The organism is Dictyobacter alpinus, from assembly GCF_003967575.1.
GTDB lineage: Bacteria > Chloroflexota > Ktedonobacteria > Ktedonobacterales > Ktedonobacteraceae > Dictyobacter > Dictyobacter alpinus.
The window spans coordinates 4558112-4574311 of sequence record NZ_BIFT01000001.1 but is presented as its reverse complement, the minus strand read 5'-3'; the positions used below and the strand labels follow the sequence as shown (position 1 = coordinate 4574311).

The 16200-nt window shown below is 51.9% G+C and carries 10 protein-coding genes; 1 reads left to right on the top strand and 9 read right to left on the bottom strand.

All coding sequences use genetic code 11. The features are described 5' to 3' along the window. Window positions 1–23 precede the first annotated feature (23 nt). On the top strand, window positions 24–1415 hold the full coding sequence (locus tag EL633_RS18130) for a DUF2252 domain-containing protein (protein WP_126628534.1): 1392 nt from the start codon (window positions 24–26) through the stop codon (window positions 1413–1415). 127 nt (window positions 1416–1542) lie between these two features. Here EL633_RS18130 and EL633_RS18125 read toward each other — a convergent pair whose 3' ends face one another. The 9 genes from EL633_RS18125 to EL633_RS18085 form a co-directional block, all read right to left on the bottom strand. After that, a complete protein-coding gene (locus EL633_RS18125; RefSeq protein WP_218027514.1) occupies window positions 1543–2964 on the bottom strand; it encodes an alkaline phosphatase family protein in 1422 nt (473 codons plus the stop codon). A 21-nt stretch (window positions 2965–2985) separates the two neighbouring features. After that, entirely contained in the window at window positions 2986–3483 is a 498-nt protein-coding gene (locus tag EL633_RS18120; protein WP_126628533.1) for a hypothetical protein, read from the bottom strand. 316 nt (window positions 3484–3799) lie between these two features. Further along, window positions 3800–4711, bottom strand: coding sequence for a CPBP family intramembrane glutamic endopeptidase (locus tag EL633_RS18115; RefSeq protein ID WP_126628532.1), 912 nt, complete (start codon window positions 4709–4711; stop codon window positions 3800–3802). A gap of 196 nt (window positions 4712–4907) precedes the next feature. Beyond that, window positions 4908–6335 carry a cellulose binding domain-containing protein gene (locus tag EL633_RS38370; protein ID WP_161982226.1) on the bottom strand — a complete coding sequence of 476 codons (1428 nt, stop codon included), beginning with the start codon at window positions 6333–6335 and terminating at the stop codon, window positions 4908–4910. 498 nt (window positions 6336–6833) lie between these two features. Further along, a complete protein-coding gene (locus EL633_RS18105) occupies window positions 6834–8630 on the bottom strand; it encodes a cellulase family glycosylhydrolase (RefSeq protein ID WP_161982225.1) in 1797 nt (598 codons plus the stop codon). 20 nt (window positions 8631–8650) lie between these two features. After that, on the bottom strand, window positions 8651–10591 hold the full coding sequence (locus tag EL633_RS18100) for an ArnT family glycosyltransferase (protein WP_126628530.1): 1941 nt from the start codon (window positions 10589–10591) through the stop codon (window positions 8651–8653). A 34-nt stretch (window positions 10592–10625) separates the two neighbouring features. Next, window positions 10626–11912 carry a glycosyltransferase gene (locus EL633_RS18095; RefSeq protein WP_126628529.1) on the bottom strand — a complete coding sequence of 429 codons (1287 nt, stop codon included), beginning with the start codon at window positions 11910–11912 and terminating at the stop codon, window positions 10626–10628. 10 nt (window positions 11913–11922) lie between these two features. Next, complete coding sequence (locus EL633_RS18090) at window positions 11923–13512, bottom strand: glycoside hydrolase family 44 protein (RefSeq protein WP_161982224.1); 1590 nt, start codon at window positions 13510–13512, stop codon at window positions 11923–11925. A 15-nt stretch (window positions 13513–13527) separates the two neighbouring features. Continuing rightward, window positions 13528–15753, bottom strand: coding sequence for a serine/threonine-protein kinase (locus EL633_RS18085; RefSeq protein WP_126628527.1), 2226 nt, complete (start codon window positions 15751–15753; stop codon window positions 13528–13530). Window positions 15754–16200 lie beyond the last annotated feature (447 nt).

The following is a 16200-nucleotide window of genomic DNA, read 5'->3' as shown; positions in this document are numbered from 1 at the left end:
ATGGGCAAAGAAAGGACAAAATTATGAGTGTGGTATTTAAAGCAAAGGATGCTCCCTCTCTGGAGGAGCGTCTTGCCGAGGGAAAAGCTCTGCGGCAGCGTGTTCCACGTACAAGCCATGCGGAATGGAAGCCGGCACCTGAACGACCTGATCCTGTCGTTGTGCTTGAGCAATCCAATAGTTCTCGCCTGGAGTCTCTTATTCCGATTCAATATAGTCGGATGCTCCTCTCACCATTCGCATTTTTGCGTGGCTCGGCACTCATTATGGCCCTTGATCTCTCTACTACCCCTTATACTGGCATTCAAGTACAATTATGTGGCGATGCGCACCTCTCTAACTTTGGCACCTATGCCACACCGGAACGGCGCCAGGTGTTTGATGTGAATGATTTTGATGAAACGCTGCCTGGTCCGTGGGAGTGGGATATTAAAAGGCTCGCCACCAGCGTGGTTGTCGCCGGTCAATCACTCGGCCTTTCTGAGGAGATTGTCAGGCATGCGACGCTGCAGAGTATACAGGCATACCGAGAACATTTGTGGACCTATGCTTTTATGCATCCCCTGGATATGTGGTATACACAAATACGGGTCGAGCAAACGCTCAAGCGTATGCATCCAAGGGCGCAGACCTATATGGGGAAAGAACTGAGCAAAGCACGGCAGCGCACAAGCACACAAATTTTCCCCAAACTTACTGAAGAGATACGCGGACACTATTGTATCAAGGATGAGCCTCCCTATACGATGCGGCAGACCGGCAAAAAAGTCATTCATCAACTTGACGAGATCATGCAAAACTATACGACCTCGCTGGCCGATGATCGAAAAATCCTGCTCAGTCGTTATCGTCTGGTGGATTATGCATTAAAGGTAGTAGGGGTTGGCAGCGTCGGGACACGTTGCTATATTGCCTTATTATTAGGGGTTGATGACACGGATCCGCTCTTTTTGCAAATCAAGGAAGCTCAGGCATCAGTACTGGAACCTTACCTCGAATCCAGCCGTTACAATAATCATGCCCAACGCGTGGTCGCTGGACAACAGCTTATTCAGGGGTCCAGCGATATCTTTCTAGGATGGGCAAGTAGTGAAGCGCGTACCTTCTATGTTCGGCAACTACGTGATATGTCGAGCTCTCCACGTATTGAACATATGCAGAAAGGTGACTTTATCACCTACGTGGGCTTATGCGGATGGGCCCTGGCACGCGCGCATGCACGCTCAGGTGATCCGGCCCACATCTGTGGCTATCTCGGCAAAAATGATGTGTTTGACAACGCGGTTACAGATTTTGCCTTTCTCTATGCCAAACAGGTTGATAGTGATCATACAGCGCTCACCAAGGCGGCAAAGGCTGGTCGTATTCCGGTTGAACAGAATGAAGATGCAATAGCTGAAGCTTCGGCCACATAAGAGGCATAATCGGGCCAAAGCGTTTGCTTAAGCGAAAATGCAGACCCATCATCCTACATGTGACGATGGGTCATTTCATCTACAGTTCAATTTGCCCCTTAAAACTCGGGTTGAAACGTGTCTCTGCTTAGCTGGTTTTGGGAGTGGTAGATAACATCAGTGGCTTACGCGGAGCTTGCTTAAAGTCAAAATCGTTAACAAGATTTCCTAGTATGGCTGCGTTCTCCCGTACATCGGGCCGTGGATCTGGTCGTCCATCGGTCTTGGGGTCGAGACGTGAGCCATTTAAGAAATCATCTTCAATAAATTTCAGATATGCATCGAAGCTCAAAGTCTGATGGTCGATATAGCCCTGACGCGCATAGGCGCTGATCACTAATCCAGGTACACGCAGGCCATAACCATTCTGGTCGACGGTTGGCGGCTTGACGTGATCATAGAAACCACCCCAGTCATCCCAGGAGAGGAAGATGGCGGTACTATCCCAATCTGGACCACTCATGACGGCGTTGACTAACTGGGTGACATAGGACTCACCAGTGCTGACCAATGCCGGTGGATGCTCGCTGTTTTTGCCGTTAGGCGTAATCCAGGATACCGCTGGAAGTGTCCCTTGTTTGGCGGCGCTATAGAAATTGTCGAGCGATTGCACGTTTTTCAGCTGACCATCTTGCTTGACAGTATCAAAGTCCGGCAGTGGATTCCAGATACCTGGTGTCGCGGCTTTCTGCTTGACACTCTGGCAGGAGGCCGCATTATCCTCACAATCGGGCTCGGTGCCCGGCGCTACATAATAAGCCCAGCCAATATTGGCCTTATGCAGAAGATACGTCAGATCAGTCCAGGCGTAGTCCGCCGTGTATTTATTGGCCTGCTTCAGGGTCACAGGTCCCTTGTTATTATTTGTACAACTGGACGCGTTGCCTGGTCGGCTACAGTAAGCGGACCAGCCAGAAACCATAAATAGGTGCGAGGGCAGGCTCCAGGATGAGTTTGGCTCAAACATATGGTCCTGCAACACAAAGTTTTTGGCATAAGACCAGTAATTAGGGATCTCATTACCATCATGATAGCCCATCACATCTGTTTGACCCTTCACACTACAGGCTGGATCATTAGGCGTGTTACAGCTCCCTTTCCCTTTTTCTGCCTGCCCGATAAAGCCATCCATCTTTCCCTGGTTGATATCATTCGCGGCATTCGCCTCACCATGCGGACCACCATGATTGAGGTCCTGGGTATCATGATATGGCTTGACACACTGATTCGTCTTTGGATCGTTGATACATACACTGGGGGCACCATTCTTCATAGGAATACCGTCCGCGCCTGGATAGGTGCCAAAGTATGAGTCGAATGAACGGTTCTCTTGCATGACGACAATCACATGCTTGATTTTATGAATATCGCTAGTAGCCGTAGTACTGGTTGGCGTGCTGGACGCGGATGGTGTCGCCTGACTGCTACACGCCATCAGACCGGTTGCCATAATGAGACAGACCAGTCCCATCTGCCAGACACGACGCGACAATCTACCTATGTGCTGCATCGACAATGATCCTTTCTTTTTTTATTGTTCATATGGCTGGGAAGCTTCCTTTGGAGAGGCTTCTTGCGCCAATTCAGTTGTTTTTTCCTGGAATTGCTTTAAGCGTTCCGCGCGAAGCAGTGCGCGGATAAAGGGGCCTCCACCATGAAGTTTGATCCATTCCTTTAGAGATGGATCGATACGTAGCTCATAGCGTTCGGTGAGATCGGGTTCATCATCTTCATCTTCTACTACAGGCATGGGAAAACCTGAGCGTTCATGGAGATAACCGAGCGCGAAGGCGCCCTGCTCACGACGATTTAAGGGACCATTAAAAGCATCAATGGGAAGCAATTGTGTTAATGGATAGAGTTGCTCTTCTCTCCCCCGTTCGATAGCCAGTGCGAGTGCGGCTGGCAAAATCTGTGGCGGTACGGTGGATGCTAGACGATAACTATGTTCGGGCTGCTCTTGTAGCACCTCTTGCTGTGCAAGCAATACAAAGAGTCTTCCTAGCAGATATCCACGATTGTGCGGCATTTTATCCCTTCCTTCTTAAGGCGTCTCTCATCACTGTGTCCGTACGCCTCTGTACGTAACTATAGCGGTTTAGCCTCAAGGAAAGATAAAGATTTACTCAAATTACCGTTTATTTGGGTGCCATGTATTTTTTTGCAGCGGCACGTGCCCAATAGGAGCGCAGGGCTTGCTTGTGATGAGGGAGGGGGTCGTTGGGGTATGGATGGGTTTTCTTCTCATGGTTGTGCGCTTGAAAATAATGCATTACACCCACCGCCCATTGCGTCCCTGCCTGGTCATCACATGATGGCTGGCAGGCTATTAGATTAGGTTTATGCTAGATAGCACGTCTCTCCCAATGACCGCTGAGGAAGAGGTAGGCTAAGGCGATCATCAGGACCGCGACCAGGATGCCAGACTCGCCTGTCCAATGGGAGGCATCGCCATCGCGGTTGAGTGAGTTAAAGATCTCTACGATAAAACTGTTCCAGGCGGCATGCAGAACTACTGAGGGCCAGATGCTGCCGGTTTGCAGGCGCAACCTTGCTTCCAGACAGCCAAGGCTGGTGATGGTAAGCAGGAAGATACAGGCGGAGAAGACGACGGGCCAGCCGATGGAGGGCGCGGTCAGAAAGATCAGCGGCCAATGCCAGAGGGACCAGATGAGGCCACTGACCAGGATCGGCTGCGGTACGCCGGCATCGATCAGACGGGTCAGCATGTAGCCACGCCAGCCAAGCTCTTCGCCCGTGGCATTGACCAGTTCGGCTCCGAAAAAGGTTGCAATCAAGAGAAAGGTAAGCGGCCAGGCGGCGTGGGCACCAAAGAGGGTAATCGCAATGCCCAGGCTGGCAGATGCTCGAAAAGGAACGATCTGTGCCAGTCCGGTCGACCAGGCCAGTCCATAAGCTAGCAGCGCGACCGCAAGTGGGGTTATGAGCGCTACAACTATAGCATACCAGGTGCGTCGCCCTCCCCATTGAAAAGAGATGTCGCGCCATCCCTCATGCCAGATCCAGCGCGTCGCCAGGGCCGCACAGCCCGGGGACCACATCCAGAAGAAACTACTTATGGCACTATGGGTAGCCAGGGTAAAACAGACGGCACATGTCGAGAAGACGATCAAGAGAATGAAGAAGAGGAGTAAGCCACGGCGGGCGGCAACTTTAGCAGCTATGCCCTCATCAATCGCAGGCTGGTCAGTCATACTGGCCATCAATGAGGAACTATTTTCTTGTGGCAGGGACATCTATGTATATCCTTTTGGGCAGACCTGATATTCCTATGTAAACACAACTATTGTAGCATAGGCAGCAGTGAGCAACAACAAGCGCCCACCTGCCCTTGCTACAGGGGTCGGTGGGCGCCTGTTTTCGTAAAGGGCCAGAAAGCGCTGGATGCTTCATGGCTACGCTGGTGGGTACAGGCAGCCATGAAGGCAACCATTACGACGTTGTATAAGCAACGTTTACCAGGGGTGCCGAGCACGATGAACCACAGCTACTGGGATATGAGAAGTTATAAATGCGACCGTTGTTGATCGGTTGGTTGGATGCATCGAATACTTTGATCTGATAGTCCTTGCCACCTGAGGTGGTCGGGAGGATGATGTAATCCTGGCCCAGATCGCTATCCATGGGAGCGTTGACCCAGGTACCATTCTGATAATATTCTACGCCATGAATACCATTGGCCAGGTGGTTAACAGAGATAGCAGACCAGTATGAACTGGCTCCCTGCAAGAATCCAATCTGGATATCACCGGTATAGTTGGGGGCAGGAATAAATTGCCAGTTGACATGTCGATTCTGCCAGGAATTAGGATACATATCACCAACTGGCTGCCCGTTAAGGACAAACTTGTTCAGCGAGTCCTGCGCCAGGTCCAGGTGATTAGGATCATCACGGCACCAGGCGTTGCCATCCTGACAGCTATCGGCTACCAGCATGTCGAGGGTCGCACCGTTATATTTATCTTGTACCCAACTGCCGTTGCGGCAAAATGGCATATTCTGGGCGCCATCATTGATGCCAGTACAGAAATCGCTGATAGTTACACGCACCCAGCGACCACAATTGAGTCCATTGCTAAACATGCTAATCTTGCTGGCATTTTGCGACCCGATAGGACGTGTGAGATAGGTATTGTAATCTCCCGGTGTATTCTGTACGTTCATGGCGACAAAATTCTGCGTATCCAGGTTAGCCTGGGGTATGCCACACCCGCCATAAGGGCTACCAAGCGAGGAGAACCAGGTCGCGTTACCGGTATGGCTGCCCGTGAGCGTCAATGGGGTGGAAGCAACGACTGGCACAAAGGAGCCCTGTGTGGGAGTCGGAGTTGGTGTCGGTGTGTTTCCAGGTGTTGGTGTCGGGGTTGGTGTATTTCCAGGTGTCGGGGTTGGAGTCGTTCCGGGTGTTGGCGTTGGTGTGGGTACGCCGCTGCCATTACAGGCATTGCCGTTAACGCTGAAAGCGGTAGGAATAGGATTGCTGGAACCGTTACTCCCATTAAAACCCGGTACGGCGGTCGCATTTACGCCAACGTTGCCATTATAACTGGCATTGACAACCGTTACATGCTGCCCCGACTGGGTAAACGTGCCGCTCCACCCCTGCGTAATGCTCTGGTTGCTAGCAGGAAAATCGAAGCCAAGGGTCCAGTTTGTCCAGGCCGTGTTGCTGGTATTCTGGATGTTAATATTCGCGCTAAAGCCACCCGACCACTGATTGGTCACAGTATAGGTGACCTGACAGTATGGCGATGCAGCGTGTGTGGCCTGGAGGCTTATAAATGAGACACCCACAAGACAACAGGTCAGCAGGATGGCCAGGGTACGGACAATGAAGCGAATAGATAGTCTATCTTTCATCACTTCTCCCCTTTGAAAATTTGGGCCGTGCTGGATCATTCCAATTATTCATGTATATTCTCAGTTCGTTCATTGAACCAAATACAGCACTGGCAGGATTGTGTTCATGAAAAATATTTGTGTCCATGAACTACGATACAGGTTTCTATGCATACTTTTATACATCCATATATCCTTCACCGTCAATGCTATTTAAGGTGATATTGTATGCAATAATTATTCAGTTTTTGTTCACGAGCAAAAAAAATGGGCAAACCTCCACTGTATTGTTCATTGTATCAATGAATTGCCCCATTGATACAATGAACAACACAACACGGACGAAGTCCCAAAGTAGCGGCAGGGCTTGTCCCTGCTACCTGTGCACGTATGAAATGTTCCTCAAAAATGTTCGAACAATAAAGATAACCTATCCAGGCATGTATTGCTTATGCTTGTTCTTACGCCAACAGGTAGCAGGGACAAGCCCTGCCGCTACTGCTGTTATCCTCTGATCGGTCAGGCGGCGGGTTCGTTGCCGCTGAGCAGTTTTCCCTGGTTGTAGAGGCCAATTTGTTGGGTTGGGCTGTAATTGGTTGCTGCACCTATGAATGAGTAGTCATTGCTCTGATCGTAGTTTGACCAGTCGCTTTTGTGTATGCGTAGCTTGATTTCTGTACTGGCTCCGCCGGATAGAGAGCCTGCGCTAAAGCTGATCTCAAGGTAGGTGTCGGCTTTGGAGCGGGCAGGCTGCATGGGTACGATTTTGTCCTGGATGTTCTGACAGTCAACGGTGGCATAGTCGCAGGTGATAACTTGTTCCTGGGCGGTGTCTGCGGTATACCAGTAGCGAATTGTGAGATCTGTCAGATTGATTGTACTATTCCCTGTGTTGGTGAGCTTGATGGCGGGTTGGATCTGGTTGGATTGCGCCGCTGGATTGCCGTTCTGGTACTCCAGTGTGAGTATGCCTTGACTGAGGGTAGATGTGGCAGTTGGGGTAGCCAGTGAGATTGAACCTCGCTGAGGAGCCGGACTACTCTGCGGGCTATTGATGGCAAATTGGATCGGTTTTAGCTGATCCTGTTTCGCGGTATCGATGGTCTGCCAGTCAGGATTTAGAAGTCCACCTGTGTCGGCTGAATCAGGATTCCAACTCCAGTAGGTCCAGTTGAAGCCATTGGCGCCTGTGCCAAGATAGCCGATGAGCGCACTGAACCATTGCTTGTCCTGTGCCGACTCCAATTTTGTACCAAACTCGCCAATCCAGACGGGCGCGATATTCTGCTTCTGGATATAGCCCCAGTTGCTATCCCAGACCTGGGTGAGGTTGGCGGGATAATCTGCGGCACTAAACCATGCTTGCTGGTGGACCGATGATGGATAGTCGTGGACCGAGTAGACAAGTCGATTGGGAACATTCAACACAACAGGATGGGTTTTGACACCCTGGAGATTTCCTCCCCACCAGTAGCAGTCGGCGCTATTGGCTTGCGCGATACCATTCGCTCCATAACAATCGGTGCCTTCGACAAAGATGAGCCAGTCAGGATTTTTGGCGAGAATGGCGTTGCCGCCACGCTCGGCGGCTAGCATCCAGTCGGTAGCTTTGTCGCCACACCCCCAGCAGGCTGGCGCATGAGGCTCATTGTGCAGGTCCGCTCCGATGACCGCCGCATTGCCTTTATAATGCTCCGCCAGCATCTGCCAGTCGGAAATCCAGCGTGTCTCTGGATAGGCATTTGTATACCACAAGTTCGATTGCGCCCCGGCGTCCGGACGATGCTGATCCAGAATAATATGTAAGCCATCGCTGGCCGCATAATCGATGATCTTATCCATAAGCTGTATACCCCGAAGTGACTGTAAGTCGGGATTCTTGCTATAGTCGATGCCGGTTGGCTGGCTATTCGGATCAAAAAGCTGGTTGGAGTAAGGGAGCCGAATAGTATTATAGCCCTGGCCCTTGATCTGATCCAGCATATCTTTGTAATTGCGATTTTGTAGTCCGTGTACCACAAAGGTATTTGTCTCAAAACCAAACCAGTTGACGCCTGTAATGCGCACCGGCTGGTTGTTGGCATCCAGAATCTGAGCGCCATTGGTATGCCAGGGATACTTTGTGGCGGCCCCATTCGGATTGGTAGGAGTCGCGGTTCTTTGGATCCAGAAGATGACGGCTCCCAGCACGACGAGCAGTAGGACAGCACTAAGGATGATTATGCCTCGCGAAAAGCGGCGCGGCGACTGTGCGGGTTTCCCTTGTGGGGGATCTGGTGGCAGCAACGGCGCCGTCGGTTCATTATGCTGTGACATGATTACCTCTTTTGTGGAGATTATGCACGGATAACCTCATAGATCTGTAGAAGTGTTCCATCATTTTTGGAACCAACTGCCAGTCTTACAATGCCATGGTGGAGCGCCTGATTCAGGAGCGCATAGCGTTGATCGGCTCTAATCTGGGTGAGCATACTACTATCAACTACGAGAAAGTTGATCTGCTGCCAGTCTCCTTTCAACTCCACATTAGCGACCTCGGGATCGAGGGCGATGCTGGAATAGATCTGGGCATGGCTAAAAGGTGTTCCGTTGCCGACACTGACACCACCAGGCTCGCGTAGATCGGTGAACATATAACTATTGGTGATCAGGACCGCGTTACGTGGCACATTATTGCGGATCCAGAGCATCGCCTGCTGCTGAGGCTGGGCCGTATTCCTGGTCTGAAGTGGCAACGCCTGCTGAATACTCGCCGGAATTAAGGCTCCGATGATGATGAAGCAGAGTAGCGCGCGAGCCAGATCGAAACCGATGCGCGTCGTTAGCCAGCGCAGTGGAGCGTTGAGCGCCATGGCAATGTTGAGTGCCAGGAATGGGAGCAAGGGCACAATCGAGGTTGGATAGACAACAGGCAGGACGAGCAGGAAAATTGTGTAGGTCGCAACCAGCAGGGCCGCAAGTAGTTGCAAGCGCCTCACCGTGCCCCCCAGAATATTCATGAACATGGCGACAATGCCTGCGGCCAGGATCAGCCAGTCGGTCTGCACCCAGATGTTCCAACTGGCACGAAACTGTCCACCAATCAGAGGCGGTTGCAGCTTTTGTAGTAGTGCGGTAATCAGGTCTGGATGTGGATTCGTGTCCCCGGGCCAGAGGCCGGAAGGCAGCAACTGTCCCTGCAAGAGCGCCAGTAAGACATAGACAGAGGAGATCGCCAGCGCAATGTAGAGAAAGGTGAGCATCGAGAACTTCCGTTGAAATTCTGTCGCATAGAGCCAAACCGCATACAATACTACCGGCAGGAAGAGGAGCATGGCCTCCTGTGAGAGGACAGCCAGGCCCATGGTGACGGCGGCCAGCACAAATGTACTGAGTCGGCTCTTTCCAGCCGTGATCAGGGCGAGGGTGAGTAGCAGCCAGAACATGCCAATATTATCAAGCAGGACCTCACGCCGATAGAGCAGGCTTAAGGGCGAGAGGGAATAAATGAGCATGGCTAACAGTGCCGCGCTGCGGCTGCCGCTGACCCGACTGGTAATCAGGTAGAGAAACAACGAACTGGCGGCGGCCAGCACGAGCATCAGCACACGCCCACTATTGATCGCGTTCCCGAAACTGGTGATCCCGCCCGTGACTTGCGTCCATATGGCGATCAGCAGCCAGCCAATAGGAGGATGATCGTAGCTATAGGCATATGGCTCAATTTTTCCATGCAGGATAGCCCAGGCATTGGACATCAGTGAGCCTTCATCCGCCGTATAGGCTGGATAATTAAACATGTTGCTGGCCTGGAGGAAGAGAGGAAGAGCCAGGATCACCAGGACCACCAGCAGCTCCAACCAGGTAGGGACGGCGATCTCACGCCATTGCGCCGTATTGATCGGTTCGGCCTGTGGCAGCAGACGCGTCTGCGCCGCCATCAAGCGATCCTTCTCCACCGAGGTCCAACGGATACGCTCCAGAATAGTTTCACCACCCCCGCCTGGCTTACGCAGCGCACTGGTACCAGTACGCAAAGCTCCGGTCTTGAGTACACCGGTCTGGATCGTGTTCAGGAGAGGAGACACAATATGGACAAAGAAGTTGCCGGTACGGAACAGGGTAACGTTGCCTTCATTTTTCTCCTCCGGCTCAGGCGCCGACTGAATCCATCGGCTCCCAGGAGATCCAGATCCAGGCACAATTGGAGGCTGCGGCGGCTGATTGCCGGCGGGCTGCCCGCCCTGAACAGGTTGGGAAGGCGGCCCCTGCTGATTTGATTGAGACGATCCCATCATGGTATTTCAACCCTTTCTCAGTACAAGCGTGAGCTTAATGACCCCTATGTTGTCCCGTATGGGCCGTTTTCTCCCAGTTAGACGCGCCGCGAAGCTGGCGCCATACCGCTCGTACCGCTCCAATGTCTAGCAACAACTGGTAGGGAATAAAGGCGATGAGCAGTGTTAAAGCTTCGCTCCATTTCCATTGACGATGGTGCACCTTCACAAATTCATGCAGGCCGGCCACACTGATGAACAGTCCAAAGATCAAACAGTAGAGGGGCATAAAGGTCAGAATGGCCATCCATACCGGCATCTCGATGAGAATAGAGATGATGATTGAGAGCGGTATCATCAAGGCAAAGAGGGCCTGTAACTCGGGCTGGATCAGCACATAGAGGGCCAGCAGTTTCTGCGATAGCTTCTCCAGTTGCATCCAACGACCAGAGAAGAGGATCTGGATAAAGCCTTGATTCCAGCGGGTGCGCTGTTTGATGAACTGATCAATCGTGGCCGGCGTCTCTTCTTTGGTGACAAACTCATCATCGTAAAGGATACGCACGCGGGACTTAGCGATACACAGGCGGATCCCCAGATCGGCGTCTTCGGTCAGGGTGGTGTGATCCCAGCCACCTAACTGCTGCATCAGTTCACGCTTCACAAAGACGGTATTGCCACCCAGGGGCGTCATGCCGCAGCGAGCGAAAAAGTGCAGGGCGGACTTGAACCAGAAGAAGTATTCAAGCACATTCAGAAAACTGAACCATCTGGAATTATGATTCATTAACTGGACTCCGCTCTGCACTACGTCCACCGGCTCGTTCAGGAAGGTGGTATTGATCACTTGCAGGATGTCGGGATGCGGTCCATCTTCGGCATCAAAAATGGTCACGATATCGCCTTTGGCCATACGCAGGCCCAGGTTCAGTTGATGCGGCTTGCCACCATGCTTATCATTGGTCACCAGCAGTTGAACATTGGGTGCACGCAACTCATTCAGCTTTTCCTGCGCGACCTTGATGGTGCCTGTATCGTGCTCACGCAGCAGGGCCAGGATCTGTACCATTTTCTTGGGATAATTCAAATCGTAGACCTTCTGGATGGTGTCGGCATAGACATCCTCTTCATGATAGGCGGGCAACAGGATCGTAAAGGAGAGTTGTGGTGGCCGATAGACCGTCGGGGCACTATTCAGCCAGGCCTGCTCCGGTTCCTCCCAAATATAGAGGAAGAGCCGAATATTAAAGATGGCCTGCACGGTCATCAAGATCATAATAACCAGGTAGGTATACGCAATTACGATCACCACCGGATTATCCAAATGAAACAAATGATGCATGAGTTCCCCCCTAACAGACGAGCGTGGCGTCTGTGGTGCTCTGGCAGACAAGATGCTGTACATCTGGAACAGCTTTTTGCGTATCCTGGGTATTACTAAAGCTAAAGGCCTCGTCACTCCCACCCTGGTGGAGCGTTACGACCAGCAGGCCATAGGCATGCAGTGTGAGCGTGGCGGCACGCCACGGACTCCATGGCAGGATGGTCGCGGCATGCAGCTTGACTTGCTGGTCCTGGTTGGTCTTATTGATCAGCAGTACACTGACGACCGTCTGTGCTTGATTCTGGGTGGCATACATACTGACTGGTCCCGCGTTCCCCTGAGTGGGAATAAGATTTTGCTGGAGCCGCGTAAACAACTGCATGCTGCGCAGCATCGCGGTCTCCTTGAGGCCCGTGCGGGTAAAGAGCGGATAGGGTGCATCAACACCTTCGGTCGAGAAGAAAGCCACATACTCAACCTGATTAGCCATCAGTTTTCCAACAGTATCAGCCCACCAGGTCGCGGCCAGGGCTGGCGACGAGACGTTTTTCGTTGAGTTGCTATTGATCTCGGTAATGGCTAACGGCAGGTCCGCGCCAAACTTCTGCCTGATAAACTGGCGCAATGGTGGCAAAAGGCGATCTAATTGCGCGGAACTATTCAATAGCGCGTCGGGCTCTTCCTTTTGATGGTCAAATGGATAATAATGCAATGAGACCCCATCGAGAAGATGGAATGGGAGCGCATGAGTATGCTGATAGTTGCTAATATCCGTTAAAAACTTCTCCATCCATAGCTGTCCAGCAGCATCCTTTGGTCCTGCCTGTCCCAGATATTGACTGAGTTCAGGTCCAAAGATCTTAATGGTTGGATCTTTTTGATGCATGGCCAGAGAATAGGTGATAAATGCCTGTGTATAGCCTGCCACAGTATAAGTCTTCTGTGTATCCGGATCGGTCAGCAGGTCCGGCTGATTACCAATAGACCAGTACTTGATAGCATGAAATGGAGCACGCGTATCTGTGCGCTGAATACTCTGACGATTATTCATATAATCGACCAGCAGCGCGGCGCGACTCGCTCGGGTTTCCAGTTGAACCGGTACCAGATCATCGGGATCTGAGAGTGGAACCTGCATGCTGCCCTCAGCTCCCACCTGATTCAGCAAGCCACTAAAGTCGTTCAGTTGCTCGGTCGAGGGCGTGTGCTGCTCGCCCCAGTTGCCACCTGGAAAGCGGAGCAGTTTAATATTGGCGGAACGTAATCCCGAGATGACCGCTTGCTCATAGCTCATCATCCCTTGCCCCGCCTGGTCCTGTGCAGTGGTTCCGGTCTGTGGAAAGACATTGCTCCCATAGAGGTAAGGGCTGATCGCAATACTCTGACCAAGATCTAGCGCGACGTCTGGCTGGCCTCCGACCTGCATGCTCAGGGTGGTGCTACCCCGCTTAAAGTCGGCTGCCGCGAGGACAGCGACCACAATTAAGATAATTACCAGCAGGAGCAAAACAAGCTGCCAGCGCGACTTCCGCGTTTTCTGTCGTTGCCCACCAGGCGCTGTCTTTGGCTGCGCGTTCATCCAACTGCCTGGCTGCGGCATAGGTGGCTTTGCGTTCATCGTATCCCTCTCCATTTAGCTCGTTTGCCAGACCTGAACGGTATTGTCCGCACTGGCCGAAGCCAGCGTTTTACCATCAGGTGACCATGCCACTGCATTGACAGCCTTCTTATGCCCCTGGTACGTGAAAACCGTCTTGCGGCCGGCAACTTTCCACACATACACATTCCCATCCGTATCACCAGAGACGATGAAATTTCCGTCCGGCGACCAGGCAACCGAGCGCACCGGATTGACATGTTGCTTCCGTTGATGGCCTGTGAAGAATACCGGTCTGGGTGTACCATCATCACCATTTGAGAGTTGGACCGTCTGATCGGCGCCGGCAGAGGCGATAAAATTTCCATCCGGTGACCAGGAGAGTGCATAGACTTCATTCTTGCCATGTCCGGCATAGGCGAAAATCTGATCGCCCGCGTTAAAGTGATCGCCATGCTGCACGGTCGCCCAGTCCCGCAACGTACCATCCCAGGAACCAGAGGCGACACTACTATTGCCGAACTGCCAGCCAACACACAACACACCCGCAGTATGTCCGAGAAAGTTGAAGCCCAGGGTGCCATCGGCTGCGTTCCAGACCTGCACCGTCTTATCCTCACTGCCAGATGCCACCTGCTGACTATCGCTTGACCAGGAGAGCGCATTCACCCGATCCTTGTGTCCTTTATAAGTGAAGAGTTTTTTCCCGGTGGTCGCATCCCACACCTGGGCGCTGCCATCCTGACTACCTGAGACAATATGTTTGCCGTCAGGCGACCAGGCGACCGACGCTACTTCCTCTGTATGGCCGGAGTAAATGAGCTTGCGCTTCCCACTTTTCGCGTCCCAGACCTGGACAAATTTATCGTCGCTCGCGGAGGCGATTAACTTGCCATCGGGCGACCAGGACAACGCATTCACGCTGGCCAGATGACCACTGAAGACCAGGACGTTCTTGTTATTGACCAGCACAGGTGCCGCTGGTGGGGTCGCATCAGCCGCGAGCGTAGGAGATGGCGATACGGTTACCAGTCTTTTGGAAAGGACATACCAGCCGCCAGCCCCGCCTAAGGCCGCCAGACCAACCAGCCCCATGGCGAAGACGCGTCGGCTCAGCGTATTACTGTCACGCCGCCGTGCCAGTGGGCTATCTTTCACTGGCTGGGGAAGCGATGGCGGAGCTACCGGTAGAGATGGCGGTGGACTCTGGGGTGCCCTGGCCGTCACTGGTGATGGAGCAACCGGGGGTGGAGACCAGGTTGGCACGCTCAGTGTCGGCGGTGGTGCCGTGGAAGATTTAACCATCCCTGGTACAGGCGCAGGCTTCACCGGTGGAGAGATAGGCACCGGTGGAATAACTGGTGGTGCCGCAAGCGGGGGTGGCGGCGTCCGGCGGCCGCCAGAGCTCTTAAAGCTCTCATTGTGTTCCTGTTCCAGTGCGCCAACGAACGCTTCAACCGTCTTAAAACGCTCCGCAGGATTTTTTGCCAGCGCGGTCATGATAACACGCTCGATGCGCGCAGAGATCGCTGGTACCTTCACCCGCAATGGGGGCGGCGGTGTATGTAGCTGTTGATTGGCAACCTCAATATATGAACCGCTAAACGGCAACTGTCCACAGAGCAATTTATAGACCATAACTGCCAGCGAATATTGATCACTGGCCAGCACAGCTTTCCCTCGTATCTGTTCCGGCGCGGTATAGAAAATCGTCCGATTAACATCCTCGATACCCTGATGCGTGAGTCGATCCCGGTTCTTCATGATCGCCCCAGGCACAAATCCTTGCAGGAGAATAGCATTATTTCTATTGAGCAGCACATTTTCCGGCCGGATATCTCCATGCTTGATGTCCTGACCATGCGCATATTGGAGCGCCGAAGCAATCTGCTTAAGGTAAGGCAAGAGCACTGTGAGCGACGGCTTCTTGCTCGCTGAATATATGTCCTGAAAGGTTAAATGTGGTACATATTCGGTGATAAGAAATGGATAATAATTCTCAACACCACAGTCCGCTATACGCAGAATATGTGGATGATCCAGCTTCATAAGGACCTGTGCCTGTGCCAGAAAACTCTCCTTCAACTCGACTGTAAGTTGAGGATGGAATATTTCCATTACCATAGAGGTCTTGTTATGTATTGACTGAACCAGATATTTATGCGCTGTCTTGCCCTGGTTAAGTCCCTCGATGATATAGTACTGCCCAAAGTGCTGGCCTTTTTGAAAAACAGTATCGTTTTCCTGGGGTTCGCCGCCCATGATTTTATACCCTTCTTTACTATTTTACAGCTAAATGAACAATATAAAATTATTCGCATCAAAAAATATGTAAAGAGCGGCTTCCGTGCATCTGTTTTAGTGTAACTGAATTAATGGATATCGTTGATCTTCAAACGAAGTATAAATGATTTTTGCTGAGATAAAAATTTAGCGTATCACAAGAATCATGTGACTTTACTCACATGAAGATCCACTGTCCATACCACATTTATAGGAATCAGGCAGAAGCAGATAAATATTACAGGATATATTAAGCGAGGATAGGCAAGCCTGATCATTTTGAAGCTACCGTCCAAAATAGCGAAGGCACAGCGATCATGATCGTAAACAACAACCTTAACGTAGGGCGAGGAGACGGTCTACGTTAAAACGCGTGCTTAAGGGACGTATCATATGTCGAGAGTGTGATAAGCCAGCTTGACGTAC